Here is a 25,754-nt window from a genome sequence, read left to right on the forward strand (position 1 = left end):
CCTCATAACGATCTGTGAGGCTGTTTTTTGCTTTTACATTTTTAAAATTAATAATTATTGAAATATATGAAAAAACTACTCAATTACATTTCGTTTCTGTCGGTTGTACTGTTTTCCGTAGCATGTACTTCTTCCACCATAGAAGATGAAAATGCACCCAGTGAAGTAACCACGGTATTTTATAAAAACGCCGATGAACTCGCTGCAACTTATGATCCTTCGAATACGGTAAATCAGACGTTAAGAAATCAGATTTACGATTTATACAAACAAGGGAAATGGAGCGAACTGGAATCTGTTTTTAAAGTGAATAACCTGAACGGAGGTTGGCCGCCTGCAAACGGAGGGTATAATATTGTAGATAATACAGATTTCACCGCCGGACAAAAATACGACCGCTACAGCGGCGCAATAGGAACGTACAGCGGAACCGGAGCACCCACTCTGGGAGGAAATTTCACCAGTCCGATCATCAATGGCTACGTTTACACTTTTGCTCAACGCGCTCTTAACAAACCGGAAAATGCCTATGATTTTTATTACGAAATAGAAGTTTTGAATAATTTGCTACCTTTCAAGGGACAATCGGCAGACATTATTCCGTGGTTCGGGCAGGTTGGAAAAGGAAAACAGACGATGTGGAAAATTCCTCTGGATCCTTCTACCGGATATACAAAAACATGGAATAAACTTGCGCAGGAAGGTTATATTAAAGTAACGATAAAAAGAAGTCCGAGCGGAAATTATCCTTCAGCGGTTGGAATGGTGATTCAATAAATTTAACTGAAAATGTACGCAATAACGAAGAAAATACAGATCGTAAAGAAAGCAACTGTTTCGAAAAATACGTTTATCAATGATGAAATCAGTCCGTCTGCGGAACTGAAATTCATCTGCTGTAACTGTACTCATGAAAATCTGGTGAACATTACTCCTTACGAATCAGGGTTTCCGGTTTTTCAACTCTATCATGAAAATAAAATTCTATCTATCAATGATTTACTTAAGAATTCAATGATAAAAGAGACACAACAGAATATGCTTCATGTCGGAGAATTTACATTTAATGATTTACCGACGTTGTATTTTGGGACAGACTGCGAATCCTGCGTTGCAAAATACATCGTAATTTTCAGTTATGGCGAAAAACAACCGGGACTGGAAATACTTTCTGTTTCCGGAATATGGGAATATGCAGAGGCATAATATTTTTTTAGAAGGTGTGTTTCGGCTTCAAATCTTCGATTTGAAGCCGAATTTTTTGGATTAGCTTATTCGCACTTAAGACAAAACCACAACCCGAAAGTTGTGGTTTTTAAATGAAAGTATATATTATTAAGATTCGGTGTGCATCAGTCCATAACTTATGGAAGTGGGTTCTTTTCCAAACAGACAGGAGAAAATGTTCTGAAATTCATGGATGTACTTACATTTGATAGAATTTCCATAGATTTTCAGTCCTTCAACAATTTTTCTGGAACTCAGATCAAAATCATATTTAATGAAGGTTTCCGGTCTTTCGTAACGAATACGCTGCTCAGAGCTGTAAGTTCTTGAAAATCCGAATTTTTCCAGCCATTCTTCAGTAATCTGAATGGGTTTGATTGATTTTGCCGGAACAGAAAAACTGTGAAAATCATTTTCAATCTGTACAAAATAATCTTTTTCATCATTCTGGAATATTTCAGTAATCGTATAGATCTGATTTTTATATTCCACTAGATTTTTAATTTTTAAATCTGCAACGTTCATAATATTTTGTGGGTGTTTATGTTATTATTCTAAGGTTAGTGAATGCCTTGTGTAAGAAGTTTTGCAAATACTATGCCTTATGTTTAGAATAATAATTAAACTATTGTTAAGAATTATTTTCTATTTTAATTTAGTTTGTTGATAATCATTATCTTATGATTAATAATGAATTTTAAACAATTTTGCAAGAGATTGAATTTGTGGTACTTGTGTGGTATATTATGTTAAGTTGAAAAATTTAATTATTCAGTTTTCAGAGATTTATGTTCAATAGTTAATGCGAATGCGATCATTATGATTGAAATTAATGCACCAATAAAAACATTCCATGAGGTAGAGTGGAGCAGATATCCTGTACCGCTTCCTAAAAAACTGGATCCGAAATAATAGAAAAGCCAGTAGATGGAAGTTGCTGAAGATTTTCCTTCTTTAGCATGCAACGCGGTCATTTGGCTTGCCATAGTATGAGCCGCAAAAAAACATAGCGTAAACAATCCCAGTCCGAAAACAACGATATAAATGTTTTCAGAAAGAAGAAGAACAAGTCCCGCTAATAAAAAGAAAATCGAACCCTTCAGAATGTATTTCTTTTCAAATCTTGCAGACAGTCTGCTGGTTATCATGGTTCCCAAAACTCCGAAAGTATACATCAGGAAAATAAAAGCAATAAAAACATGACTTAAAGAAAACGGTTCAGATTCTAAACGGAACGTCATATAATTATAGACACTCACAAAAGTTCCCATTAATAAAGCGGCAATGAAATACAAACGCAACATGTAAGAATCACGGATCAGCCTTTTCATCTGCTTCATTTTCAAGTGATAATCTGTTTTTTGAGGCTTGAAAAATTTTGAATCCGGAAAAAGCCTCCAAAACATCAGTCCCAAAATCAGACTTTGAAGACCGATCATCAAAACAGCATTTCTCCAACCGAATTCTCCAGCGAGAAGAGTTGCTAAAATCCTTCCGCTCATTCCTCCAATCGTGTTTCCACTGACATACATACTGATTGCCAAAGCTACCACAGAAATTTCAACTTCCTCTGTAAGATAAGCCAGAGCCACCGAAGAAACTCCTGAAATGACAAAGCCTTTCACAATTCCAACTATAATAAGCAGTATTAAACTCGGAACCCATGTAGAAATAATGGTTAAAACTGCCGAAGCAATCAAAGAAAAAACCATCAGTTTCTTTCGCGAAAAACTGTCTGCGCGGAATGCAAAAAAGAAAAGCCCCAAAGCCATCCCGATTGTGGAGGAAGAAACAAGCAGGGAACTGTCGCCTACCGTTTTGTGAAAATGTTCCGCAACCATTGGTAATAACGGCTGAAAAAGATAAAGCTGCGCAAATACCGAAAGTCCCGATAAAAATATACACAGTTTGATGTAGTAAAACCGTCTGCTTTTCCTGTCTGCTTTTTCTGAAATATTCATGATGTGCTTAAAAAATCAAGCAAAAAAATTATGGAGTTATTTTCATCTGCTAAATTGATGAAATTTTTTAAATCCTTAAAATGTCTTTTTTTAATTGATTTTCTATTGAATTTTTAAATTAACTCAACATTTTCCGGTTAAATTTTTACGGCAGTTTTTCACTTTAATACGTATCTTTAATTCAGAAAAAATTAAAAATGATCGAAAACTTTCCTTTTTATCTCTCACTGATTCTTGCCATTGTCTTTATCATTATGATCGCCAACAAAATAAGGGTTGCCTATCCTGTATTGTTGGTTGTAGCAGGATTGTTAATCAGTTTTATTCCCAACGTTCCGGTCATCAGAATAGATCCCGAACTTATCTTTATTATCTTTCTTCCACCCTTGCTGTATGAAGCAGCGTGGGCAATTTCATGGAAGGAGCTCTGGAAATGGAGGCGGATTATAGGAAGTTTTGCCTTTGTTGTTGTATTTCTTACCGCAACGACGGTTGCTTTTGTGGCCAATCATTTTATTTCCGGATTTTCACTGGCTTTAGGATTTTTACTCGGAGGAATTGTGTCCCCGCCCGATGCGGTAAGCGCAGGAGCGATTCTGAAATTTGTAAAAGTTCAGAAAAGGCTGTCTTCTATTCTGGAAGGAGAAAGTCTGCTGAATGACGCGTCTTCCTTAATTATTTTCCGTTTTGCAATGATTGCCGTTGCAACCGGTCAGTTTATTTGGCAGGATGCGGTTTTCAGCTTTTCATGGATGCTGATTGGCGGAATCGGAATCGGATTAATCATTGGATGGCTGTTCATGAAAGGACATAAACTGCTTCCTACAGATGCCAATATGGACACAATTCTTACCATTGTTGCACCTTATTTAATGTATATTGCGGCAGAAGAAGCGCACAGTTCAGGAGTTTTGGCTGTGGTAAGCGGCGGGTTGCTGCTTTCCAATAACCGCCATAATTTTCTCAGTACTTCATCACGTTTGCGCGGACTGAATGTCTGGGAAAGTCTGTCTTTTGTACTTAATGGTCTGGTTTTTATCCTCATTGGTCTGGACCTTCCGGAAATTACTTCAGGTTTGGGAGAAGTAAGTATTTACGCTGCGGTAGGATACGGTTTGCTTGTAACGGCTGTTTTAATCGTGGTAAGAATTCTGTCGGCTTACGGAGCGGTAGTAGTTACTTTAATTGCCCGAAACTTCATCACGGTTGCAGACAACAGAAGTCCCGGATTTAAAGCTCCGATTCTGTTGGGCTGGACCGGAATGAGGGGGGTAGTGTCTTTGGCAGCAGCACTTTCAATTCCCGTAAAACTCTATCCCGATGGTCCGGATTTTCCTCAGCGGAATTTAATTTTATTCATCACGTTTATTGTGATTTTAACGACATTGCTGGTTCAGGGACTCACGCTTCCTTATCTCATCAGAAAAATGGAAATCCCTTCCTACAACGATCATTTGCCTGAAGATGAAGCGGAAGAGCTTATCCGTCGGGAAATGGCGAAAATGACTTTAGAGCATCTCAGAAAAAATCACAGCGGATTATTGGAAAAAAGTATCTTTTTGCAGCAGATCCATGAAAAATGGAAAGGAAAAGTGGAAAAAGACTCCGATATTAAACTATCCTCAGAAATTAAAGAGGCTTATCTTGATATTCTCAATGCCCAAAGAGCATGGCTGATTGAACAAAACTACGACAAAAAGCAGCATTTTGATGAAGATCTTATCCGAAGACATCTTGTGAAAATCGATCTGGAGGAAGAGAGACTCTCACTGATTCATTAAAAAAGTTAAAACTTTCTGCAGGTATTCATCCTCTTTTAACACTTTTTCATACGACTGTCTTGCGTACACAGGCGAAAGCTCGTAATTCTCCGGTTTAGAATCAATGTCATCATTCTCAATATATTGGTTAAGATGATGCGTATATTCTTTAATCAGCTTATTAATGGTTTTTCTTTTTATTTTGCAAATCGTATTGTTTTTAATCTTCTGCAAAGAATTAAGAATAAAAGATTTATCTCCGTGAAAATTGATCACATTTTTTACATAGGAAAGATTGTGGCTATCCTGCAATACAGAATGGTTTTCTTCAAAAATCATGATAGTGGAAGTTTTTTTAATTGAAAATAGTTTCAGAACACCTGATGATAATTGCAGATCAATTGACGGGTATGGTAAAAGACTTTCTCATCATACCGATGATATAGTCTGTAAGAAAAGAATATTGAATGATCATAATAATTACTTTAAGTGAGTGATTGAACGATAAGAGTAGCTGTTATTTTTACACTTCAAATATCCAACCAATTTTTATCATTTTGTTAAATGTATTGAAAATTTGTAACAAAACACTGAATATGTATGATATTTTGTTGAGTTTATTGTTTATCATTGATATTATTGTGGTATGTTTAAATTATTTTTCTTAAAATAATATTTAAAAATCTTAAATTATGTTAAAAAAAATATTTATATTTGCTATAATTCCATTAAGAGTGATTTTAATTGAAATGTTGAAATTTTTCTCTTAACGGGACTTTTTAAAGACTGAATTAAGTGATTTGGCTTTAAAAAATGTGGACGGTACATTCTAAAAGGACAAATGTTAAGAAAGGCTGATTCTGAAGTTCCCAAAAAATAGATTTCAGCCTTTTTTTATTTCTGATTTTCAATGATATTTTGCAGCAAAAGTTGTAAATTTTCTCTACCAAATCATTACCAAACACATATCCTATTAATTGCTTAATTTTTAAGCGATTGAGGAAATTTTTGTTTTATTCTTTTTTTGTTAATATTTAAATTATTTTAAATATATAAAGGTTTTTTAAGATTATTTAATATAAATATTTTATGCATAATAAATTTTAATAGAAAATAAATTTATATATTTTTAAAATAATACTATATTTGTTTTAACATTAAACAGCTAACAAAAATTAAGGATGGACATTAACTTTTCAACAGCAACTTTCAAGGATTTCGAAAATATTCCCGGCTTCGATATGATGGAGCGTGCAGACATTTATTATGACTTTCTGGAATACATGAAATCAAACGGACGTCATCACTACAGATTGCAGAATAATACAGGTTGCAGTTCTGTAATGAATGTGGGAACTCACAACGTAACCAGAGAATTTGTAAGCTTTGTTACAAGTGATTATTTAGGGTTTACACAACACCCGAAAGTAAAGCAGGCAGCAATTGAAGGAGTAGAGAAATACGGAACCGGAACGGCGGCAACACCACTTATTGGAGGATATTATTCTTACCACAACGATTTAGAAGCTAAAATTGCTTCCTTTTTCGGGCGTTCTCAGGATGAAGCTGTGATTTTTACAACAGGATACACAACAAACAGTGCGACATTGCAGATCCTGTTGCAGAAAGAAGACATCGCAATTGTAGACATGGCAGTACATGCAAGTGTATATGAAGGATGTATTCTTACCAACAGAAAAACATTTCCGCACAACAATCTGGAGGCTTTGGAACAGATTTTGAAAACATCGGAAAAGCAGTTTCGTACAAAGCTTGTAGTAATAGACGGTGTCTATTCTCAGGATGGAGATACCGCTCCTATTGAAGAAATTTATAAATTAGTAAAAAAATATAACGCCTATCTCATGGTTGATGATGTTCACGGAGTAGGTATTTTAGGGAAAACAGGAAGAGGGACAATTGAAGATACAGGATTGCTGGATAAAATAGATATTATTACGGGAACTTTCAGTAAAACATTCGGTAACCTTGGAGGATATGTAATCGCCAATAAAAGCCTTACCAATTTTATAAGATTCCAGTCCAGACAGCAGATATTTTCAGCAACAACGCCTCCTTCCACGGCTACAGGAATTATAAAAGCCATTGAACTGATAGATGAAGAACCACAATGGAGAGAAAAACTCTGGGAAAACATCAATTACTTTAAAAAAGGACTGAATGATCTGGGGCTGGATACCGGGACTACTTGTTCCGCAGTTGTTCCCGTAAAGATCGGAGATCCGCATATAACGGGCGATGTAGGGAGAATGCTTCTGGAACACGGAGTATATACAAACCCCATTATTTATCCGGCTGTAGCCAGAAAAGATGCCCGAATCAGGATGAGTGTTACCGCAACACATGATAAAGAACATCTTGATAAAACCCTCAATGCCTTTGAGGATATCAATAAAAAGTTGCATATTGCAAAAAAATAAATAACAAATGCCAAGAAAAGTTGTACAGGGCCCTATACGGGACAAAGAAAAAACAAAACAAAAATTGCTTGCTGCTGTTGGAAAAATCCTTAGAACCAAGGGGTACTCAGGATTGAAAGTGAGTAAAATAGCAGCAGTGGCAGGCTTTGATAAAAAATTAATTTACGAATATTTCGGAAGCACCGAAAAGCTTATCGACGAATACATCAGATCTCAGGATTACTGGAGCAAAATGAACCAGGATAATATCCATGTGGATTTTTCAGACGGAGGTAAAGAGCTTTCTAAAGTTGCCATTCTTAACCAGTTTGAGCACATCAAGAAAAACAAAGAACTTCAGAAGATTATTCTTTGGGGATTATCAGAAAGCAAACCGATTCTGAAAAAAGTAGCCGATGAGAGAGAAGAAATGGGAGAAATGCTTTTCACGAATATTGTAGATCCGCATTTTAAGGATAAATCTACAAGATATCGTGCCATTGCAGCACTTCTGGTTTCCGGAGCTTATTATCTTAACCTTTACACAGCTCACAATGCAAGCATATTCTGCGGAATAGACCTGAAAAGTGATGAAGGAAGAAAAGAAATAGAAAAGGCGATTACCGAAATCATCGATTTTGCTTACGAAGAAAGATAATATGAGAAAAGTTTACTATTGTCAGAATATAGTTATTTTAAAAGTAATTTAAAAGAATTTCATTTTTAAGTTACAACAATATTTCTTATTTTTGACCAATGGAAAATTTTATCGTATCTGCACGAAAATATCGCCCGCAGCAGTTTGATACTGTTGTTGGGCAGTCTCATATTACGGATACTTTAGAACACGCTATTGAAGAAAATCAATTGGCTCAGGCACTGCTGTTCTGTGGTCCGAGAGGAGTAGGGAAAACTACCTGTGCCAGAATTCTGGCAAGAAAGATCAATGAAAAAGACGGCTCGGTTTCGGAAGACGGTTTTGCCTACAACATTTATGAGCTGGATGCCGCATCAAACAACTCTGTAGATGATATCAGAGAATTGATCGATCAGGTACGTTTTGCACCTCAGGTTGGTAAATATAAAGTGTATATTATCGACGAGGTTCATATGTTGTCTTCTGCAGCCTTCAATGCTTTCCTTAAAACACTTGAGGAACCGCCTGCTCATGCGATTTTTATCTTAGCGACTACCGAAAAGCATAAAATTATTCCTACCATTTTATCCCGCTGTCAGATCTATGATTTCAAAAGAATCGTAATTGAAGACATTCAGGGACATCTTAGGAATATCGCTCAGAAAGAGAATATTCAATACGAAGATGATGCATTGTATCTTATTGCCCAGAAAGCAGACGGAGCTTTAAGAGATGCACTTTCCATCTTCGACAGGCTTTCTACATTTTCCCAGAAGAACATTACTTTAGCAAAAGCCGCAGAAGTTTTAAATATTCTGGATTACGATCAGTACTTAAAAATTGTAGATTTAGCCAAAGAAAATAAAATTCCCGAAGTTCTTTCCGCATTTAACGAAATTGTGAAAAAAGGATTTGATCCTCATATTTTCATTGCAGGATTGGGAAGTCATTTCAGAGATCTGATGATGGCTCAGAATACTTCAACCATTGATCTGATAGAAGTAGGAGAACAGACCAAGACAAAGTTTGTTGAACAGGCTCAAAAATGGAATCCGCAACAGCTCATTGATGCTATTGAGATTTGCAATCATGCAGACATCAATTATAAAAATTCCAAAAATCCAAGACTTACGGTAGAAATTGCTTTAATGCAATTGGCTTCTTTGACGGCTAATTCAGACGTTGCTAAAAAAAAAAGTTTATAATTCTGGCTCCGTTTCTCAGTGAGAAGCAGGAAGTAAAAATCCCCGTAAAACCTACAAAAACTCAGGAACAGAAGCCTAAACAGGAGCAACCCTCTGAAAGTCCGGAACTTCCCATTGTCACAGAGATCAAAAAAACCTCGAAACCTTTATCGAGACCCGGAATTTCTTCAGGTTTCAGCATCAGTTCTTTTTTAAACAAAGAAGAAACAACTGTTGTAGAAGAAAAAGTTGTAGCCAAAACAGAACAGCTTCCCCAAAATCACTTTACCGAAACAGATCTTCAGTCAGAGTGGAATTTACTGCTCAAGCAGCTCCAGAGAAAAGATGCCATTATTTTCAATGCCATTAAATCTTTCAAAATGATAAAATCCGGAGAAAATGAAATTACCGTTTTGTTTCCTTCCGATTCTGCAAAAGCTGAGTTTGATAAAGTAAGCCGTGAATTTTTTAATCATTTTAAAACGAAAGTTCACAATCATTCCATTCAGGTTGCATATAAAAGAGATGCCGAAAATCTGAAAGTAGAAGTAATGACTCCAAGAAAGAAGTTTGAAAAGTTTGTTAAATTAAATCCTTTGTTGAAAGATCTTGATGATCTGATGAAATTCGATTTAACATAATTATTGTTCGTTAATAATTTTTACTGCGGAAAAATCTTTAAGAAAAAGTTTCACAATTTTTATTTTAAAAAAATAGGGTACATGAAACTCTTTTTTAAATAAAATTTATATATTTGTCAGATAATTGAAAAACAAAACGCAGCTTTTTCAGTTAAAATGTAAACAGAAAATCTAGAAATAGATAGTTTATTTTGGAAAAATTAATAAAGTCATATCAATCTGTATTTGCTCCTGCTGAATTCTTTAGCGGACAATTTGGCTTTTCTTTTCCGTATTTTAGAAATTTCAGAACGTATTATCGATTTTATTATTGGTACTGCTAGTATAAATTTCTTTCAAAAAAATCTACAGGAATTATAGATTTCTTCTTATTTCCTGATTCCTTTAAAAAATTTTAACGGCATTTTTTAGAAAGAATTATAAAGTAATTTTATAATGCTTTTTTGTGTTTGAATATGAACAATAACGATAATAGTAAAATTAAAAATATGAATTTAAAAGACTTAAAAAACGAATGGATTAATGAATTCCAGCAGCCCATGATGATTGCAGGACCATGCAGTGCAGAAAGTGAAGCACAGATGCTGGAAATTGCAAAAAGAATCAGGGAAACCAATGCCAATGTTCCGGTTTTCCGTGCAGGAATCTGGAAGCCGCGTACAAAACCGAACGGATTTGAAGGAGTAGGAGTAATCGGTCTGAACTGGCTGAAAAAAGTGAAGGAAGAATACGGTTTTAAAACAGCGACAGAAGTTGCCAATGCACACCACGTTTTTGCAGCTTTGGAAGCAGATGTAGACATTCTTTGGATCGGGGCGCGTTCTACGGTAAATCCTTTTACCGTTCAGGAAATTGCACAGGCATTGAGAGGAACAGACAAAACCGTGTTGGTGAAAAATCCTGTAAATCCGGATCTTGCTTTGTGGATCGGAGCTTTGGAAAGACTTTTAGGTCAGGGAATTACCAACTTGGGAGTTATTCACAGAGGATTTTCTACGTACCAGAAAACAAAATACAGAAACAATCCAAACTGGCAAATTGCTTTGGATTTTAAAAGCCAGTTCCCAAATATCCCGATGCTGATCGACCCTTCACACATCTGCGGAAACAGAACTGGTTTGGCAGACATTACGCAGGAAGCTTTAAACGTAGGTTACCAAGGTGCCATTATAGAAACACACAGCAATCCGGATGAAGCCTGGAGTGATGCTGCACAACAGATTACACCGGAAGTTCTGGCAGAATTAATCGGGAACTTAAAGGTGAGAAATTCAGGATTGGCAGGATTTGAAGGAGAAATGGGAAGACACAGAACGTTAATTTCTGATATTGATTTTCAACTGATTGAAATGCTTGCGCAAAGAATGAAAATTTCTGAGAAAATTGGAAAGCTTAAAAAAGAAAATGATATTGCCATCTTCCAGCCGGAACGTTGGAAAGAAATTACAGAATACGCAACTCAAAAAGCTGTTGAGACCGGAATGACGAAAGAATTCATAGAAAAAGTATTCAAAGCGATCCACGAAGAGTCTATCGAGGTTCAGAACAGCATTATGATTAACAGATAATCTGGTTTTAGAGTCAGAGAGTTTTAGAGTGGGAGAGTATTAGAGTTGGAGAGTGAAAAAGTAATTAGATGACTTTTATAAAAGCTCTCCGGCTCTAAAACTTTAAAAACACTCAAACTAAATTTCCTATATTTGTAGCATCTTACAGTATGAAAGGAAAAATCATTAAATCTACAGGAAGCTGGTATCAGGTTTTGGAAATGGAAACCGGGAAAATCTTCGAAGCAAGAATTCGCGGAAAATTTAAATTGATTAAAACACGACTTACCAATCCGCTTGCTGTTGGAGATTTTGTAGAATTTCAACTGGAACAGGATGATATTGCGTGGATTACAAAGATCGAGCCCCGCAGGAATTATCTCATCCGAAAATCTGTAAACCTTTCAAAAGAAGCACACATCATTGCTTCAAATATCGATCTTGCATGCTTTATTTTCACATTAAAACATCCTGAAACTTCCCTTGGATTTCTAGACCGTTTTCTGGCGTGTTGCGAAGCCTACAATATTACTCCCTTGATTTTATTCAACAAAATTGATGTTCTTCATGAAGAAGAAATTGAGATCGTAAAAGATATTGAGTTTCTTTACAATGAAATCGGCTATGATGCTCTGGAAATTTCTTCCTATTCAAAATTAAATCTGGAACAGCTTCAGGAATTGCTGAAAGATAAAACATCTGTTTTCTTCGGACATTCAGGTTGTGGAAAGTCTACTTTGGTGAATGCTTTGCAGCCGGGACTTAACCTGAAAACTTCTGAAATTTCCGATACGCATTTAAAAGGTAAACACACCACAACTTTTGCACAGATGCATTTCTGGGATTTTGGCGGTAACGTAATCGATACACCCGGAGTTCGTGAATTTGCCATGATCGACATCGAAAAAGAAGAGGTTCAGCATTATTTTCCTGAAATTTTCAAAAAAAGGGAAGAATGCAAATACCACAACTGTCTTCATATCAATGAACCGAAATGCGCGGTAATCGATGGTCTGGAAACCGGAGAAATTCAGCATTCAAGATATTCTACCTATATTAAATTAATGGAAGAGGCGGAAGAAGCTTCTCAAAAATAATTTTAACCTTCTACGATCATTTCTTCATCATTATATGGTTTTGATGAATATTTTTTGTGCCAAAAATTCTTGCTTTGGTAAAACGTTTCTTGTCATTTTAATTCAGTATTAAATCTGAATTTAAGATGAATAAACCTTAATATTCAGCCTGTAAAAATTTAAACATAAGTTTAATTATTTAAAAATCTTGAAGTTAGGCGTAGTTTTTGGGGAATTACGGGCAATAAAAAACCCAGCCGAAGCTGGGTAAAAACTAATAACCATGAAAACTCAAATTAAACATGAGAATCATAATAAAATAAACAATTACTGTGCCAAAGTTTTGTTCATGAAACCTTAACAAATGTTATTTTTATGTTAAAAATATTTTAAAATTAAAATCAAAAGAATTTTTTGTATTTTTGCGCCATTAAAAAAATATACATTTATGTCTAACATTACATTCACTATGATTAAGCCAGATGCAGTTGCAGACGGACATATCGGTGCTATATTAGGAAAGATCGCAGAAGGTGGTTTCAAAATCAAAGCTATGAAATTGACTCAACTTACTGTTGCAGATGCAAAAAAATTCTATGAAGTTCACGCTGAAAGACCATTCTACGGAGAATTGGTAGATTTCATGAGCTCTGGACCTATCGTTGCTGCTGTTCTTGAAAAAGAGAATGCAGTAGAAGATTTCAGAACTTTAATCGGTTCTACTAATCCTGCTGAAGCTGCAGAAGGGACAATCAGAAAAATGTTTGCAAGAAGCATCGGAGAAAACGCTGTTCACGGTTCTGACTCTGACGAAAACGCTCTTATCGAAGCAAAATTCCATTTTTCAGGAAGAGAAATTTTCTAAGAAAAATCATTTCAAAATAAAAAATCCGGAGAAACTTCTTCGGATTTTGTTTTTTTTACAGATTGCTTTCAATTGCGCCAACTTTTTCACGGTATAATTCGAGCGGTTTATCAAGAAGAACGGTAATAACAGTTAGATTTTTATCCAGTTTCTCTTTGGGTACGTCAATATAAATAATTCCCGGAACCTCACTCCAGTAAAGCTTATTGTACATTTCATGGCTTAATAAAGTTCCTTCACCCACAATACGGATTCGGGCAATTTCGTTTTTAATACCTTTCAGAGCAATCGGTCCGGTCGGAATTCCTTCCACAAAAAGATAAAGGGTCTGTCTGTCTTTGGAAAGTACGGAGTTTCCTGAAAAATGACCTTCTGGAAGACCTTTTCCGGTTTCATAAAGTGCTTCTGCGTGTTTGCTGATCCAGTTTAGAATTTCGGGATTGGTTTTGCCGGTTTTGGGAAGTTTCATTTCCATTCCGTCCTCTGTTAAACCTGAATTTTTGAAGATGTTATTTCCCGAATGAAGCTGTTCTGCAATTTCATAGACTGCCGGTTTCGTATTTTTATTTTCTAAAGCTTCAGAAAGAGATAAATTAGGCTTATCATTTTGTACTCTGATCATAGGTTCGTCAATCGATATTTCAACAACGGTGACGTCCTGATCAAATTTTACATGGGAAAAATTGAAAGTGAAATCTCCATTACCGTTACTTTTAATATCAATCTTCGCTTTATCGTCTCCAAGAATTCTGGCAGAAATAATATTGGTCATTAAACCGTATATTTTTACAAAGTCTTTGGCTTCTTCAAGATAGAGAAATAATTTTTTCCGGTCTTTTGAAAATGCAGATTTTCCTTTATAATTGTCGAATGGCAAACCTCTTGTTGTTCCATAAATGGCTTCGGAATTTTTTGTTGTCCATCTTGCCAAATTCTTTAAAATTTCAACCTGCTGTTCCGGAATGGTTCCGTCTTCTTTCGGAGCGATATCCAACAGTAGATTTCCGCCCATATTAATTACATCCGCCAAAGTTCTTACGATCATATTCGGAGTTTTGTAGTGGTTATCGAAGGGCTGAAATCCCCATGAATCATTCATGGTGTAGCAAAGTTCCCAGTAATTGCTTTGAGGTTTTACCACAGGAATTCCCTGTTCCGGAGTTTCGTAGTCCCCATGATTTTTCAGTCTTGAATTAACGATAATGTCCGGATTGAATTTTTTCAGATTTTCCAAAGTTTTTGGAGCGCGCCATTCTTCTGATGAGTGTTCCCAATCTCCGTCGAACCACAGAAGATCAGGTTTCAATTGTGAAGAAAGTTCATTTAATTGATTCTGATAATAGGTGACAAAATTTTCCCAGCGTTTCGGATCATTTTTAATTTCGTAACGTTTTTTTGTCCGGGTATTGATGTCGTAATAAGGATGGCTCCAGTCGGGAAGAGAATAGTAAAGTCCGGTTTTCAGTCCGCAATTTTTTAATGCAGAGATAAACGGAGAAAGAACATCTTTTTTGGCTAAAGAATTTTTAGGAATGGTGGTCGATTTTTCAGCTTTTGAATCCCAAAGCGCAACACCATCATGATGTTTTGTAGTAATCACGGCGTATTTTGCGCCGGAATTTTTAATCAGCTTTACCCATTCATCAGGATTATATTTTGAAGCTGAAAAACCTTTGAGCTGTTTCATATAATTTTCATGGCTGATGTAATTATTGAAAAAAGCCCATGATTCCGGAATTCCGTTCACAGAATAAATTCCCCAGTGAATAAATATTCCGAGTTTGGCATCCTGAAACCATTCCATTTTTTGATTTTCCTGAGGCTGATTTTGTGCAAAATATTTTCCTGAAGATAAAACCAGACCTAAAGACAATATGCCGATTAATTTCCCTTTCATTTTTTTCTTTTTGTGATCTAAAAATACTTAAAAGAACTTTAAAAAGCTGCTGTATTTATTATTGGATGATTAAAACCTTGCTGTTCTTCGGGGTTAAGTAGAAATACCGAGATTAAAATTCCGTGTTTTTACGGATGTTTTTGTCCTCATTTATTGCCATCTTTACATCAGCATTAGAGAAGGAAAATTTAAGCATTAAACTCTTCAAAACTAATAACCATTAAAGGCTCAGATTTTCATTAAGAAGAAAGGCAACTCAACGGAGTTGCCTTTTTGTTTGTATTTAAATGAAATTAAATTTTCAGTAATTCGATCGTTCTTTCCGGATTTTCTGCTGAGAAAACTGCATTTCCTGCAACCAGAACATCGGCTCCTGCTTCGAAAAGTTTAGAGGCGTTGTCGATATTTACACCACCGTCGATTTCAATTAAAGCGGTAGAATTGTTGCTTAAAATTAAGTCTTTCGTTTCCGCAATCTTCTTGTAGGTATTTTCGATGAATTTCTGTCCTCCGAATCCCGGATTTACACTCATCAGCAAAACAAGATCTACGTCTGCAATAATATCTTCCAGCATCAGAACCGGAGTGGAAGGATTTAGCACAACACCGGCTTTTGCACCCAGACTCTGAATATGATGAATCGTTCTGTGAAGGTGAGTACACGCTTCGTAATGCACCGATACAAGATCTGCTCCGTGATTGATGAATTCTTCCACATATTTTTCAGGCTCTACAATCATCAGATGCACATCTACAAATTTTTTGGCGTGCTGCTGAACGGTTTTCATTACCGGAAATCCGAACGAAATATTCGGAACAAATCTTCCGTCCATTACATCTACGTGAAACCAGTCTGCCTGAGAATTGTTCAGCATTTCGATGTCTCTTTGCAGGTTCCCGAAGTCTGCGGATAAAAGGGATGGAGCAATAAGCTTCGTTTTCATTTTTACTTTTTACTTTTAACTTGTCTCTTTTAACTTCTGTTAATGATACTTCAGTTTCATTTCCGGCTGAATTCTCAGAAGTGTTTCGTAGATCAGTTGGATTACATTTCCTACGTCTTCTTTGGAAACCATTTCCACTGTGGTATGCATATAACGCAAAGGTAAAGAAATTAATGCACTCGGAACGCCGCCGTTAGAATGCGCGAAAGCGTCGGTGTCTGTTCCCGTAGCGCGGCTCGCTGCTGCTCTCTGGAAAGGAATTTTCTTTGTTTTTGCGGTGTCGATAATTAATTCTCTAATGGTGTGATGAATGCTTGGTGCGAAGAAAACCACCGGTCCGTCTCCGCATTTCTGGTCGCCTTCTTTTTTCTTTTCGATCATCGGAGTGGTGGTATCGTGCGTAACGTCTGTCACGATCGCAATATTAGGTTTGATAGTATCTGCAATCATATCTGCTCCATACAAACCTACTTCTTCCTGAACGGAATTGGTAATGTATAATCCGAACGGAATTGTTTTTTTATTTTCCTTTAAAAGTCTTGCCACTTCAGCAATCATAAAACCACCGATTCTGTTGTCTAACGCCCTGCAAACGAAATAACGGTCATTCATTTCGAAGAATTCATCGGGGTAGGTAATCATGCATCCTACATAAATTCCCATTTCTTCCACTTCTTTTTTGGAAGTTGCACCACAATCGATGAAGATATTTTCAATTTTCGGAGTAGGCTCATTCTGGTTGGCTCTTGTGTGGATTGCAGGCCATCCGAAAACGCCTTTTACAATTCCGTTTTCACCGTGGATATGAACCACTTTAGACGGAGCAATTGTCTGATCAGAACCTCCGTTTCGGATCACGTAGATTAATCCGTCGTCTGTAATATAATTTACATACCAAGAAATTTCATCAGCATGCGCTTCAATCACCACTTTAAATTCTGCTTCAGGATTAATGATTCCGTAGCAGGTTCCGTAATGATCCACTTCAATTTTGTCTACATAAGGCTTAATGTAGTCCATCCAGATCTTCTGTCCCTCGTATTCGTAACCAGTCGGAGATGAAGTGTTTAAATATTTTTCTAAAAATTTTAAAGATTTCTTTTCAAATTTCATAAAAAGGAATGATTTTTGCGTTCAATTTTTGTTCTAATACGCGTAAAAATAATGAATTTTAGTAAGATTATTTGTCTTTTTCTCTTCTTTTTTGGAGTCAGTATTTCGGCTCAGAGGGATTCCGTCATTGCGAAACCTTTAAGTCAGTACCCTGCAGAACTGTTGAAAACAGATGAATTCGGCAATAAATATTTCTATGATGAAAGGCAGAAAGCAAGGATCTATGAAATTAACGGGGAAACCGTCGTGGTAATGGATGAGCTGGTTTTGCTGAATAAACCGAAATTCAATAATCAGCTGGATAGGAACTATTATTATTTCTTAAATAAAAAACTTTACAGAGTATATCCGTTGTTTTTAACTGCTTTACAGCAATACAGAGATATTCAGGGGGAAATGACGAATATGGACAGTAAGGCAAAACGAAAATACATCAGAGACCGACAGAATATTCTAGCCGACCAGTATGAAAAACAGCTCAGAGATCTTACGACAACAGAAGGACAGGTCTTTGCCAAACTGATGAACAGAGCAACCGGAAAAAATGTTTACGAAATCATTAAAGAATTAAGAGGAGGATGGAGTGCATTCTGGTGGAATGTAAAAGGAAAAATGGCAGATATTGATCTTAAAGATCCCTACGATCCGCACAAAAACAGAACCGACGAATATCTGGAATCCCTGCTTCAGTCTAATTGGGATTCAGGTTATCTTCAGCCTTATTCCGGAGCGAGCAGCTTTAAAGTCTACAAATAATATCAATCATAAAAAATTCCTGTAACGATCTTACAGGAATTTTTCTTTTAATTTATCAAAAACAATTTTGTCGATGGGCAACGGAAACGGATTGTCCGGTCTGTCGATCTCAATCCATTCTGTTTTTTCAATGCAGGGATCGAGAATCAGGAAATCGCCTTCGTCAATAATGTTTACAATATAATATATGGTAAGAAGCTGTTCATTTTCTCTGAAACGCGAAACCAGAAAATCTTCCTGCGTATAAAAATGTTCCACAACTTCTATTTTTACATTCAGCTCTTCATCGAATTCACGATGCAGACAATCTATTAATCCTTCTCCAAACTCCAGTCCGCCACCCGGAAATTTCATTAAAGGTTCACCTGCATATTCTTCAAATAAAGTAAGAACTTTTTTATCCTTTACTGCACAGGCGTAAACTCTAATGTTGATCTTATCTATCATATATAATAATTTGTATAGCTAATTTAAGGAAATTTGTCGGATGCCGGAAGACAGAATCTGGAAGTTTACGACTGATTATAATTTTTTTTTAAACCTTAGATTTACATACTCAAATGCATCAGGAAGCAAATTTTTCCGGTTTTTTACCGAATGTGATGTTTAGATTCCTCTGGAATGACAAACTTTTAGAATGAATTAAAAAAACTTCAATATATAAATGAATGTCCGTTTATTTGCCTAATGAGTGTTTTTTTGAAAAATTGAAAAGTTTTGTAAATTTTAAAATCACAAAAATCAACAAGTTACACTTTGATGAAGTTCTCAATTTCATCTCAAAAGTGGTTTAAATATTGGTTTAGGTCATTAAGCGGACATTCAAAAATAATTTTATTTTTAAATAAATAAAAAATAATCATTAAATAAAAAAAGATATATATAAAGAATTGATTGTCCGTTTATTAACCTAAAGCTTCGACAGGCTCAGCTTGACATCGCTAGAAATCAAGCGTTTAGTATTAGAGGTGTCACACTGAGCTTGTCGAAGTGCCTGTTATAAATAATTGATTTTCATATCAGTGCAAAGTAATAGGTTGTTTAACGGATATTCAATATATATAATAAGGTATACATTCAAAACTTTAAAGAATATAAAACATCAAGTAGTAAAACCTCCATCTTCCAGCCTCAAGCTTCCATCTTCTTTCTCCCTTCCTTACAACTTCACCGCGTTAATCATCTCTCTTTTTCCCGGAGGTCCCTGTTTTTTTTCAACGTTAAAATTCAGTTCCTGAAGAATTCTTCTCACGCTTCCTTTCGAAGAGTAGGTTGTTAATAATCCGTTAACAGCCATTTTATCAGCAACCATTTCAAAAAGAGGCTTTTCCCAGAGATCGGGCTGTACTCTTGCTCCGAAACAATCGTAATATACCAGATTTATTGCGGGTAAATCGATATTCTTCAGATCAAAAAAATCACATTCTATCTTTTTTAAGTTGAAACCACTAATGATTTCTTCTGACTTTTCCCATTCTGCCAGATGAATTTTTTGATAAATATTTTTGAATTCGGGGTTATCGAAAAGCTCAAAATAGGCTAAATCGTTAATTTCCGATTCATTTATGGGGTATTTTTCAAGGGTAAAATAGTTGATGATATGATTTTTGTCAGTTTTTAAATATTCATTAATTGTTACCAAAACATTCAAACCTGTTCCAAAACCGAGTTCTAAAATATTAATTTCGTAATCATTTATCAGATTTAATCCATTTTTGATAAACACATGTTCAGCTTCCTGTAATGCACCATGGTGTGAATGATAGTTTTCATTTAAATCATTGATAAACAAAGTTTTACTTCCGTCGTTTGTGGTCTTAATTTCTCTTTTCAAGCTATTTTTTTACAAATTTACTCTAAAATTTTTATATTTAGAAAATTATGTTAAATTTGTAGAACCTCATAAAAAATTTTAGAAATGATAATTCAAAAAACTGAAAACTCAAGAATTTCTACATTCGACCCAAACAATTTTTCATTCGGAAATACTTTTATCGATCATATGATCATCTGTGAGTACGAAAACGGAAAATGGGGTGATGTAAAATTGGTTCCTTATGGTCCTTTGGCATTTACACCGGCAATGATGGGTGTAAATTACGGACAGGCTTGTTTTGAAGGCATGAAAGCCTATAAAGACAAAGACGGACAGGTTTTCCTTTTCAGGCCCGAAAAGAATTTTGAACGTATCAATAAGTCGGCAAAACGTCTTGCCATGCCGGAAATAACGGAAGAAATGTTTTTGGACGGACTAAAAGCATTGGTGGATATCGACAGAGAATGGATTCCTTCCGGAGAAGGTATGTCTTTGTACATCAGACCATTGATTTTCGCTACTGAAGAAGCATTGAAGGCGAGAGTTGCCAATAAATATATGTTCGCGATCGTTGCAACTCCTGCAAAGATGTATTATACAGAACCTGTTTCTGTAAAAATTTCAGACCATTATTCAAGAGCGGCAAGCGGTGGAGTAGGTTCTGCGAAAGCTGCCGGAAACTATGCGGCTTCTTTCTATCCGACTCAGTTGGCAATTGAAGAAGGATATGAGCAAATTATCTGGACAGATGATGCCACTCACGAATATTTCGAAGAGAGCGGTACGATGAACGTTTTTGTAAGAATCAACGATACTATTTTTACGCCTCCGACTTCAGAAAAAATCCTTGATGGAGTTACCAGAGACAGCTTTATTCAGTTAGCAAAGAAAAGAGGAATTGAAGTAAAAGTAGAACCTATTAAAGTGCTGGACGTTATAGAAGCTCAGAAAAACGGAACTTTAAAAGAAGTTTGGGGAGTAGGAACAGCGGTGGTAACTACCGTTTTCCAGGCTTTAGGTTACAAAGGAGAAAAGCTTGAATTGTCAAGATTATCAGACGAAGAAAGCTTCGCCGTTACTTTGAAAAACGATCTTGTGAATCTTCAGACAAACCTTTCAGACGATCCTTTCGGATGGAGAGTTTTAGTAGACCACGTATTGGAAACAGTTTAATTTTTTTAAACGTTAGATATTGTAAAGCCGGAAATTTTTTCCGGCTTTTTGTTTTAAATTTTTATCAGTTAAGTAGTTTGAAGTGAAGATGGTTGCTCCTTTAGGAGCAGAATCTGTGTAGAAATAAGAATAAGTTTATCAATCAATCCATAGGATTGATATCTATAATTCTCAATTAATTTTCTAAAGATAGCGTTCCTACGGAACGCCGAACGTAAGCCTAAATATGATTTCTACACAGATAAAACTCCACAGAGTTTTTTATTCCGAATGTCTTATTTATCGCTGTTTTTAAAATTCATAGATTATACTTTGCTTAGATCCTTTCAGGATGACAATCTGCATGATTATCATCTCCCGCAGATTTTGCAAATTTAGCAGATGATTAAGTAGAAAAAATCCGCACAATCTGCCAGAAACCAAAAAGTAAAATAACTTTCTGAACAATTGAAGGGTGATTTATTTGCAGTATGTTTGTCATGCTGAAAGCATCTGAACAAAGTTGTCAATGTATCGTTGAAAGCCTTTCAGGATGACAAAAACGCAGTTAAAACATTTAAAAAAGGATAAACAATTTTATATTGAAAAAAAATCTGCGTAATCTGCACAATCTGCGGGAGATAATTCAAAAGATTCTTCATTCCATAATGCTTCGCAAAATTTCATCCAGAATGAGATGGGATTGTTAAAGATTTTGGGAGATAAAAAGAATTGTTAACAATTATTCATTGTTTTGTCTTTCGTTTAGTATTCGCAGTGTCACTCTGAGCCTGTCGAAGAGCTCGTTTCTGAATGTTTTATTTATTGATCTTTCGTTGCTTAGATCCTTTCAGGATGACAAGCTGCATGATTATTATCTCTCGCAGATTTTGCAAATTTAGCAGATGATTAAGTAGAAAAATCTGCACATAACAAGCTGTGCTTGTTTGCCTATTGTAAGAAATGTCTGCAATTCTAGCCGGGATTGGAGCAATTGTCTGAGCTCATTTTTTTTAGTTTACGGCGCGGCGAAGCCGCGCCGTAAACTAAAAAAATAGCGAGTGCGGAAAGCGCGATAAAGCTCCTTAAAAATAAAAATCCTTTCAAAAGCAGTGGAAATTTACATCATAATCCTTCGACGGTTTCACACTTAGGAAGACAGGGAAATTGTCACAGTTTTTAATTCAATAAGTTCCTGAAGTTTTGTAATTGATTCCCGAAATGTGTATTTTCGCAAAAGTTTATGAAAAAAATACTCTTCATATCGATATTGGGTTTACTGAGCTGCAGCAAAAATACGCAGACTCATCCTCCCGTTGGCGGTGTTCTCAGCAAGAACGATCTGGATGTTTCCAAAAACAGGATGAAAAATCTGAATGCACAGGAAAGATACCATATTCAGGAATGGATTGGCAATCAGCCGGTAAAATTTTATCCTACACAGCTTAATTACTGGACGAATACGGAAGGTTTTGACCAAAGGCAGAGAAGACAGGACAATACACTGATCTCTTATTCTTATGACCTGTACGACTTTGATCAGACGAAAATCTACGATCAGCCGATCGCAAGAAGAGATGCCAAATTCGGTCATTTTGATGAGCTGAAGGCAGTAGAAGATGCTTTGCGTTTTATACACGACGGTGAGGAAGTTACGCTTCTGGTTCCGTCTGCACTGGCGTATGGAACGTACGGAGATGAGAAGAAAATAGATAACGACATCCCATTAATCATAAAATTAAAAGCATTATAATCCATGAAATTGTTTAACAAGAATATAATTCTGGCGGCGGCAAGTGTTTCGCTGATGAGTTGTACACCAATTTATAAAAAAATGAACGTAGACAAAGAAACTTACGAAGGTCTTAATGACGGACTTTATGCGAATCTTCAGACGACAAAAGGTAATTTGATCGTAAAATTCGAGGATAAAAAAGCACCGGTAACTGTGGCTAATTTTATTGGTCTTGCAGAAGGAAAAATCGATAACAAAGCGAAGGCAAAAGGGGTTCCTTATTATGACGGAACGATTTTCCACAGAGTGATTAAAGATTTCATGATTCAGGGGGGAGATCCTCAGGGAACAGGAATGGGAGATCCGGGATATAAATTCGAGGACGAAAGAAACGATCTTAAGCATACCGGAAAAGGAGTGCTTTCTATGGCGAATTCGGGTCCGAATACGAATGGTTCCCAGTTCTTCATCACAGAAGTGGCTACACCTTGGTTAGACGGAAGACACACGATTTTCGGGAAAGTGGTAAAAGGAGAAGATGTAATCGATGCGATTGCGAATGTAGAAAAAGGAGCGCAGGATAAGCCTAAAACTGACATCGTTTTGGAAAAAGTTTCCGTTTTCAGCAAAGGAGACGAGTACAAAAACTACGATGCAGCAAAAACCTTCACAGAAGGAAAAGCTAAAATTGCAGAAAACAACAAAGCGTTTTTAGCAAAAGAAGAGGCTGAAAAAGCTAAAAAGGAAGCCGAATTCAAAGCCAATCAGGAGAAAATGGTTGAAGATCTGAAAGCCGGAATGCAGAAAACAGAATCCGGTCTTTACTATAAAATCACGAAAACAACAGAAGGAAAGGCTCCGAAAGCAGGGGATAACGTTTCTGTACACTATGCAGGAAAGTTGGTAGACGGATCGGAATTCGATTCTTCTTTCAAAAGAAATGAACCTATTGAAATTCCTATCGGAATGGGAAGAGTAATTAAAGGCTGGGACGAAGGAATCCTTTTGTTAAAAGAAGGTGAAACGGCTACTTTACTGATTCCGCCGGCAATGGGCTACGGAGAAAGAGGAGCAGGAGGAGTGATTCCGCCAAACGCGTGGTTAATCTTCGATGTTGAGCTTGTAAAAGTAAAATAATCTGAATCTTACAATATTCTGAAAGCCGTTCGAAAGGATGGCTTTTTTCGTTACCGTTTGTTTGTAACGATTCGTCGGACTTCTGCGACAGATTTCAGGAAGAACGAAAGAATCGTCTTCTTTAAAAATCGTAACAACTGTCTATTTAAAATTATGAAAACCAAATTATTCCTGTTTCTGTTTATGTTCCTATCGTTGATGTCTTTTGCTCAGACGAAGGCAAATCCGGAAGATGCAGCCATTAAACAATCACTGTCGTATTTCGTGAATACCATTAAAACAAAGAAAATCGATCAGTCGGTGAACTGCATTTATCCGAAATTTTTCACGGTGATTCCGAAAGATCAGATGACGCAGATCCTGAACATTACCTACAACAATCCTTTTATGAAGATTGAAGTTCAGGATTTTAAGTTTGGGAATATTGCAAAGCCGGAACAGATTGACAAAGAATATTTCTCCATCGTCAATTACTTTCTCAAGCTGAAATGCAATGTCGGTTCCCTGAATGAAGACATGAAAAAGAAGATTCATGCGATGCTGATTCAAAAGTATGGGAAAAACAATGTACAGTATGCTGCAAAGGAAAATTCTTACGTCATCAACGCCAATATGAAAGCCTGTGCGGTTTCCAAAGACAAAAAATACTGGAAGTTTGTGATCCTCGAAAATGAATACAAGTCTCAGTTGGTAAAAGTGCTGCCGAAGAAGATTTTAGATAAAATTTAAAATTTTGAATTTATTTATTGAAAACCATCCGAAAGGGTGGTTTTTTTGTTGAAAATTCGGGGAAAATACGGTTTTCCGTAAGGAATTTATATTTTACATTTATACTTTTAACAAATAAAAAAATAATAATTTAAAATAAAATTTTATGAAGAAGTATTTTCCAATTTTATTATCAAAAGCAGGTGAATTGACTGCTCTATCTAAATTATCTGAACCTGTGAAAAATCAACTTACTCCAATAATACAAGTATTGCCGGATAGTCTTGAAAGTATTATTACTTTTGCGTCAAATTGGGACTTTGAAGGGAATGAAATATTCTTAGATTTTTCATTGTTTGGTAATAATAATTTACCTTTAAGAAGTTTTATTAGTGATTTAGTTAATTTAAATGTTAATATTGTTCCTGTTATTAATCATAATGCAAATCCAGAATATATTGACTTGTTAGAAAGATTATTCTTAGATGGAGAGATTGAAAAAGTTAGTTTTAGATTCTCAAATAGTATTGGAGGTTTTATTAATTTTAATAGGATGCTTGCAGAAATGCTTAATTATTTAAATATATCTGAAAGTCAAGTTTCTATTTTATTGGATTTTGGTTTGGTGGATGAGAATAATTATAACAACTCCGCAGCTTTAGCAATAAATATAATTCAATCCATTCCTAATTCGGAGGATTTTGATAATATAGTGGTAGCTTCTGGATCTTTTTTAGAAAATTTAGGATCTCTTAATCCACCAGATAGAGTTTACAGATTGCAGCGTTACGAATGGAATATTTGGAATTTAATAATTACTCAGATACAACAGAACAATATAAAATATTCTGATTATGGTATAAAATATCCTTACTATACAGAAGCTAACTTTCAAGGAAGTTGCAGTATTAAGTATACTGTTGAGTCAGAGTATGTTATTTATAGGGGTGAGGTATCAAGCAACCATAGAGATGGAAATGGGCAATACATAACTTTTTCTGGAAGACTAATCAATAGTAATGATTATATGGGAGAAAACTTTTCTTGGGGTGACGAAAAAATTAATTTTTATGCCTCACAGGATTTAAAAGATCCAAAAAAGAAAACTGGAAATGCAACAAGCTGGGTTGAAATTAGTCAAAATCATCATTTGACTTTAATTCATAGCCTTTTATAGT

Annotated in this window: 25 protein-coding genes; 16 read left to right on the forward strand and 9 right to left on the reverse strand. The window is 35.7% G+C overall.

Features of this window, described 5'->3' with window-relative positions; translation table 11 throughout:
• Positions 1–66 precede the first annotated feature (66 nt).
• The gene (locus QWT87_RS05995) at positions 67–777 is read left to right on the forward strand and encodes a glycohydrolase toxin TNT-related protein (protein ID WP_185204376.1); all 711 of its coding nucleotides are present in this window, start codon (positions 67–69) and stop codon (positions 775–777) included.
• A 12-nt stretch (positions 778–789) separates the two neighbouring features.
• Positions 790–1,206, forward strand: coding sequence for a hypothetical protein (locus QWT87_RS06000; protein WP_302714757.1), 417 nt, complete (start codon positions 790–792; stop codon positions 1,204–1,206).
• A 129-nt stretch (positions 1,207–1,335) separates the two neighbouring features.
• On the opposite strand, the gene QWT87_RS06005 is transcribed toward QWT87_RS06000, so the two are convergent.
• Together QWT87_RS06005 and QWT87_RS06010 are read right to left on the reverse strand one after the other, a co-directional pair.
• On the reverse strand, positions 1,336–1,752 hold the full coding sequence (locus tag QWT87_RS06005) for a hypothetical protein (protein ID WP_076390434.1): 417 nt from the start codon (positions 1,750–1,752) through the stop codon (positions 1,336–1,338).
• A gap of 242 nt (positions 1,753–1,994) precedes the next feature.
• Positions 1,995–3,188 carry an MFS transporter gene (locus QWT87_RS06010; protein ID WP_302714761.1) on the reverse strand — a complete coding sequence of 398 codons (1,194 nt, stop codon included), beginning with the start codon at positions 3,186–3,188 and terminating at the stop codon, positions 1,995–1,997.
• A gap of 197 nt (positions 3,189–3,385) precedes the next feature.
• Here QWT87_RS06010 and QWT87_RS06015 point away from each other — a divergent pair, with 197 nt between their 5' ends.
• Entirely contained in the window at positions 3,386–4,969 is a 1,584-nt protein-coding gene (locus QWT87_RS06015) for a Na+/H+ antiporter (protein ID WP_302714763.1), read from the forward strand.
• Here the strand turns inward: QWT87_RS06015 and QWT87_RS06020 are convergent.
• Entirely contained in the window at positions 4,955–5,287 is a 333-nt protein-coding gene (locus QWT87_RS06020; RefSeq protein WP_302714766.1) for a hypothetical protein, read from the reverse strand. The two genes, QWT87_RS06015 and QWT87_RS06020, sit on opposite strands and share 15 nt — an antisense overlap.
• A gap of 842 nt (positions 5,288–6,129) precedes the next feature.
• Between QWT87_RS06020 and QWT87_RS06025 the strand changes: the two genes are divergently transcribed.
• The 3 genes from QWT87_RS06025 to dnaX all read left to right on the forward strand — a co-directional run bounded on the left by QWT87_RS06025 (position 6,130) and on the right by dnaX (position 9,210).
• Positions 6,130–7,389, forward strand: a complete 1,260-nt coding sequence (locus tag QWT87_RS06025; RefSeq protein WP_087709819.1) for an aminotransferase class I/II-fold pyridoxal phosphate-dependent enzyme — start codon at positions 6,130–6,132, stop codon at positions 7,387–7,389.
• A 7-nt stretch (positions 7,390–7,396) separates the two neighbouring features.
• A complete protein-coding gene (locus QWT87_RS06030; RefSeq protein WP_087709820.1) occupies positions 7,397–8,026 on the forward strand; it encodes a TetR/AcrR family transcriptional regulator in 630 nt (209 codons plus the stop codon).
• 98 nt (positions 8,027–8,124) lie between these two features.
• Positions 8,125–9,210, forward strand: a complete 1,086-nt coding sequence (gene dnaX, locus QWT87_RS06035; protein WP_087709822.1) for a DNA polymerase III subunit gamma/tau — start codon at positions 8,125–8,127, stop codon at positions 9,208–9,210.
• A gap of 61 nt (positions 9,211–9,271) precedes the next feature.
• Here the strand turns inward: dnaX and QWT87_RS06040 are convergent, their stop codons facing one another.
• The gene (locus tag QWT87_RS06040) at positions 9,272–9,448 is read right to left on the reverse strand and encodes a hypothetical protein (protein ID WP_302714771.1); all 177 of its coding nucleotides are present in this window, start codon (positions 9,446–9,448) and stop codon (positions 9,272–9,274) included.
• 121 nt (positions 9,449–9,569) lie between these two features.
• Between QWT87_RS06040 and QWT87_RS06045 the strand changes: the two genes are divergently transcribed.
• The 4 genes from QWT87_RS06045 to QWT87_RS06060 all read left to right on the forward strand — a co-directional run bounded on the left by QWT87_RS06045 (position 9,570) and on the right by QWT87_RS06060 (position 13,318).
• Positions 9,570–9,830, forward strand: coding sequence for a hypothetical protein (locus QWT87_RS06045; RefSeq protein ID WP_087709824.1), 261 nt, complete (start codon positions 9,570–9,572; stop codon positions 9,828–9,830).
• A gap of 488 nt (positions 9,831–10,318) precedes the next feature.
• A complete protein-coding gene (locus tag QWT87_RS06050; RefSeq protein ID WP_076390562.1) occupies positions 10,319–11,398 on the forward strand; it encodes a chorismate mutase in 1,080 nt (359 codons plus the stop codon).
• A 149-nt stretch (positions 11,399–11,547) separates the two neighbouring features.
• Positions 11,548–12,474, forward strand: a complete 927-nt coding sequence (rsgA, locus tag QWT87_RS06055; RefSeq protein ID WP_087709826.1) for a ribosome small subunit-dependent GTPase A — start codon at positions 11,548–11,550, stop codon at positions 12,472–12,474.
• A 427-nt stretch (positions 12,475–12,901) separates the two neighbouring features.
• The gene (locus tag QWT87_RS06060; RefSeq protein ID WP_271161156.1) at positions 12,902–13,318 is read left to right on the forward strand and encodes a nucleoside-diphosphate kinase; all 417 of its coding nucleotides are present in this window, start codon (positions 12,902–12,904) and stop codon (positions 13,316–13,318) included.
• A 55-nt stretch (positions 13,319–13,373) separates the two neighbouring features.
• On the opposite strand, the gene QWT87_RS06065 is transcribed toward QWT87_RS06060, so the two are convergent.
• From QWT87_RS06065 to chrP, 3 genes are all read right to left on the reverse strand, one after another.
• Complete coding sequence (locus QWT87_RS06065) at positions 13,374–15,215, reverse strand: alpha-L-fucosidase (RefSeq protein ID WP_302714776.1); 1,842 nt, start codon at positions 15,213–15,215, stop codon at positions 13,374–13,376.
• A gap of 293 nt (positions 15,216–15,508) precedes the next feature.
• Positions 15,509–16,159, reverse strand: coding sequence for a ribulose-phosphate 3-epimerase (rpe, locus tag QWT87_RS06070; protein ID WP_076390423.1), 651 nt, complete (start codon positions 16,157–16,159; stop codon positions 15,509–15,511).
• A 39-nt stretch (positions 16,160–16,198) separates the two neighbouring features.
• Positions 16,199–17,272, reverse strand: coding sequence for a chryseobasin maturation metalloprotease ChrP (gene chrP, locus QWT87_RS06075; protein WP_302714779.1), 1,074 nt, complete (start codon positions 17,270–17,272; stop codon positions 16,199–16,201).
• Between the two features lie 51 nt (positions 17,273–17,323).
• Between chrP and QWT87_RS06080 the strand changes: the two genes are divergently transcribed.
• Entirely contained in the window at positions 17,324–18,028 is a 705-nt protein-coding gene (locus QWT87_RS06080) for a DUF4294 domain-containing protein (protein WP_302714781.1), read from the forward strand.
• Between the two features lie 30 nt (positions 18,029–18,058).
• On the opposite strand, the gene QWT87_RS06085 is transcribed toward QWT87_RS06080, so the two are convergent.
• The gene (locus tag QWT87_RS06085) at positions 18,059–18,475 is read right to left on the reverse strand and encodes an NUDIX domain-containing protein (protein WP_087709834.1); all 417 of its coding nucleotides are present in this window, start codon (positions 18,473–18,475) and stop codon (positions 18,059–18,061) included.
• A gap of 712 nt (positions 18,476–19,187) precedes the next feature.
• Positions 19,188–19,862 (reverse strand): tRNA (5-methylaminomethyl-2-thiouridine)(34)-methyltransferase MnmD, encoded by a 675-nt coding sequence (gene mnmD / locus QWT87_RS06090; RefSeq protein ID WP_302714784.1) that lies wholly within the window; start codon positions 19,860–19,862, stop codon positions 19,188–19,190.
• An 84-nt stretch (positions 19,863–19,946) separates the two neighbouring features.
• Between mnmD and QWT87_RS06095 the strand changes: the two genes are divergently transcribed.
• The 5 genes from QWT87_RS06095 (at position 19,947) to QWT87_RS06115 (ending at position 25,753) form a co-directional block, all read left to right on the forward strand.
• The gene (locus QWT87_RS06095) at positions 19,947–21,017 is read left to right on the forward strand and encodes a branched-chain amino acid aminotransferase (protein WP_302714787.1); all 1,071 of its coding nucleotides are present in this window, start codon (positions 19,947–19,949) and stop codon (positions 21,015–21,017) included.
• A 1,222-nt stretch (positions 21,018–22,239) separates the two neighbouring features.
• Positions 22,240–22,749, forward strand: a complete 510-nt coding sequence (locus QWT87_RS06100; RefSeq protein WP_302714789.1) for an FKBP-type peptidyl-prolyl cis-trans isomerase — start codon at positions 22,240–22,242, stop codon at positions 22,747–22,749.
• Between the two features lie 81 nt (positions 22,750–22,830).
• Entirely contained in the window at positions 22,831–23,868 is a 1,038-nt protein-coding gene (locus tag QWT87_RS06105; protein ID WP_228423085.1) for a peptidylprolyl isomerase, read from the forward strand.
• Between the two features lie 153 nt (positions 23,869–24,021).
• Positions 24,022–24,597 carry a hypothetical protein gene (locus QWT87_RS06110; protein WP_302714791.1) on the forward strand — a complete coding sequence of 192 codons (576 nt, stop codon included), beginning with the start codon at positions 24,022–24,024 and terminating at the stop codon, positions 24,595–24,597.
• A gap of 145 nt (positions 24,598–24,742) precedes the next feature.
• Positions 24,743–25,753 carry a beta family protein gene (locus QWT87_RS06115; protein ID WP_302714793.1) on the forward strand — a complete coding sequence of 337 codons (1,011 nt, stop codon included), beginning with the start codon at positions 24,743–24,745 and terminating at the stop codon, positions 25,751–25,753.
• Position 25,754 lies beyond the last annotated feature (1 nt).

It is taken from the genome of Chryseobacterium urinae (assembly GCF_030518295.1).
GTDB lineage: Bacteria > Bacteroidota > Bacteroidia > Flavobacteriales > Weeksellaceae > Chryseobacterium > Chryseobacterium mucoviscidosis.

What these genes read in the sequence shown, in the direction of transcription:
- QWT87_RS06115 (WP_302714793.1), top strand. Translation starts at nt 24,743, where the DNA reads ATGAAGAAGTATTTTCCAATTTTATTATCAAAAGCAGGTGAATTGACT.
- QWT87_RS06100 (WP_302714789.1), top strand. Translation starts at nt 22,240, where the DNA reads ATGAAAAAAATACTCTTCATATCGATATTGGGTTTACTGAGCTGCAGC.
- QWT87_RS06030 (WP_087709820.1), top strand. Translation starts at nt 7,397, where the DNA reads ATGCCAAGAAAAGTTGTACAGGGCCCTATACGGGACAAAGAAAAAACA.
- rpe (WP_076390423.1), bottom strand. Translation starts at nt 16,159, where the DNA reads ATGAAAACGAAGCTTATTGCTCCATCCCTTTTATCCGCAGACTTCGGG.
- QWT87_RS06010 (WP_302714761.1), bottom strand. Translation starts at nt 3,188, where the DNA reads ATGAATATTTCAGAAAAAGCAGACAGGAAAAGCAGACGGTTTTACTAC.
- QWT87_RS06045 (WP_087709824.1), top strand. Translation starts at nt 9,570, where the DNA reads ATGATAAAATCCGGAGAAAATGAAATTACCGTTTTGTTTCCTTCCGAT.
- rsgA (WP_087709826.1), top strand. Translation starts at nt 11,548, where the DNA reads ATGAAAGGAAAAATCATTAAATCTACAGGAAGCTGGTATCAGGTTTTG.
- QWT87_RS06060 (WP_271161156.1), top strand. Translation starts at nt 12,902, where the DNA reads ATGTCTAACATTACATTCACTATGATTAAGCCAGATGCAGTTGCAGAC.
- QWT87_RS06095 (WP_302714787.1), top strand. Translation starts at nt 19,947, where the DNA reads ATGATAATTCAAAAAACTGAAAACTCAAGAATTTCTACATTCGACCCA.
- chrP (WP_302714779.1), bottom strand. Translation starts at nt 17,272, where the DNA reads ATGAAATTTGAAAAGAAATCTTTAAAATTTTTAGAAAAATATTTAAAC.
- QWT87_RS06005 (WP_076390434.1), bottom strand. Translation starts at nt 1,752, where the DNA reads ATGAACGTTGCAGATTTAAAAATTAAAAATCTAGTGGAATATAAAAAT.
- QWT87_RS06085 (WP_087709834.1), bottom strand. Translation starts at nt 18,475, where the DNA reads ATGATAGATAAGATCAACATTAGAGTTTACGCCTGTGCAGTAAAGGAT.
- QWT87_RS06020 (WP_302714766.1), bottom strand. Translation starts at nt 5,287, where the DNA reads ATGATTTTTGAAGAAAACCATTCTGTATTGCAGGATAGCCACAATCTT.
- QWT87_RS06050 (WP_076390562.1), top strand. Translation starts at nt 10,319, where the DNA reads ATGAATTTAAAAGACTTAAAAAACGAATGGATTAATGAATTCCAGCAG.
- QWT87_RS05995 (WP_185204376.1), top strand. Translation starts at nt 67, where the DNA reads ATGAAAAAACTACTCAATTACATTTCGTTTCTGTCGGTTGTACTGTTT.
- QWT87_RS06000 (WP_302714757.1), top strand. Translation starts at nt 790, where the DNA reads ATGTACGCAATAACGAAGAAAATACAGATCGTAAAGAAAGCAACTGTT.
- QWT87_RS06015 (WP_302714763.1), top strand. Translation starts at nt 3,386, where the DNA reads ATGATCGAAAACTTTCCTTTTTATCTCTCACTGATTCTTGCCATTGTC.
- QWT87_RS06105 (WP_228423085.1), top strand. Translation starts at nt 22,831, where the DNA reads ATGAACGTAGACAAAGAAACTTACGAAGGTCTTAATGACGGACTTTAT.
- QWT87_RS06080 (WP_302714781.1), top strand. Translation starts at nt 17,324, where the DNA reads ATGAATTTTAGTAAGATTATTTGTCTTTTTCTCTTCTTTTTTGGAGTC.
- QWT87_RS06065 (WP_302714776.1), bottom strand. Translation starts at nt 15,215, where the DNA reads ATGAAAGGGAAATTAATCGGCATATTGTCTTTAGGTCTGGTTTTATCT.
- QWT87_RS06025 (WP_087709819.1), top strand. Translation starts at nt 6,130, where the DNA reads ATGGACATTAACTTTTCAACAGCAACTTTCAAGGATTTCGAAAATATT.
- QWT87_RS06110 (WP_302714791.1), top strand. Translation starts at nt 24,022, where the DNA reads ATGAAAACCAAATTATTCCTGTTTCTGTTTATGTTCCTATCGTTGATG.
- dnaX (WP_087709822.1), top strand. Translation starts at nt 8,125, where the DNA reads ATGGAAAATTTTATCGTATCTGCACGAAAATATCGCCCGCAGCAGTTT.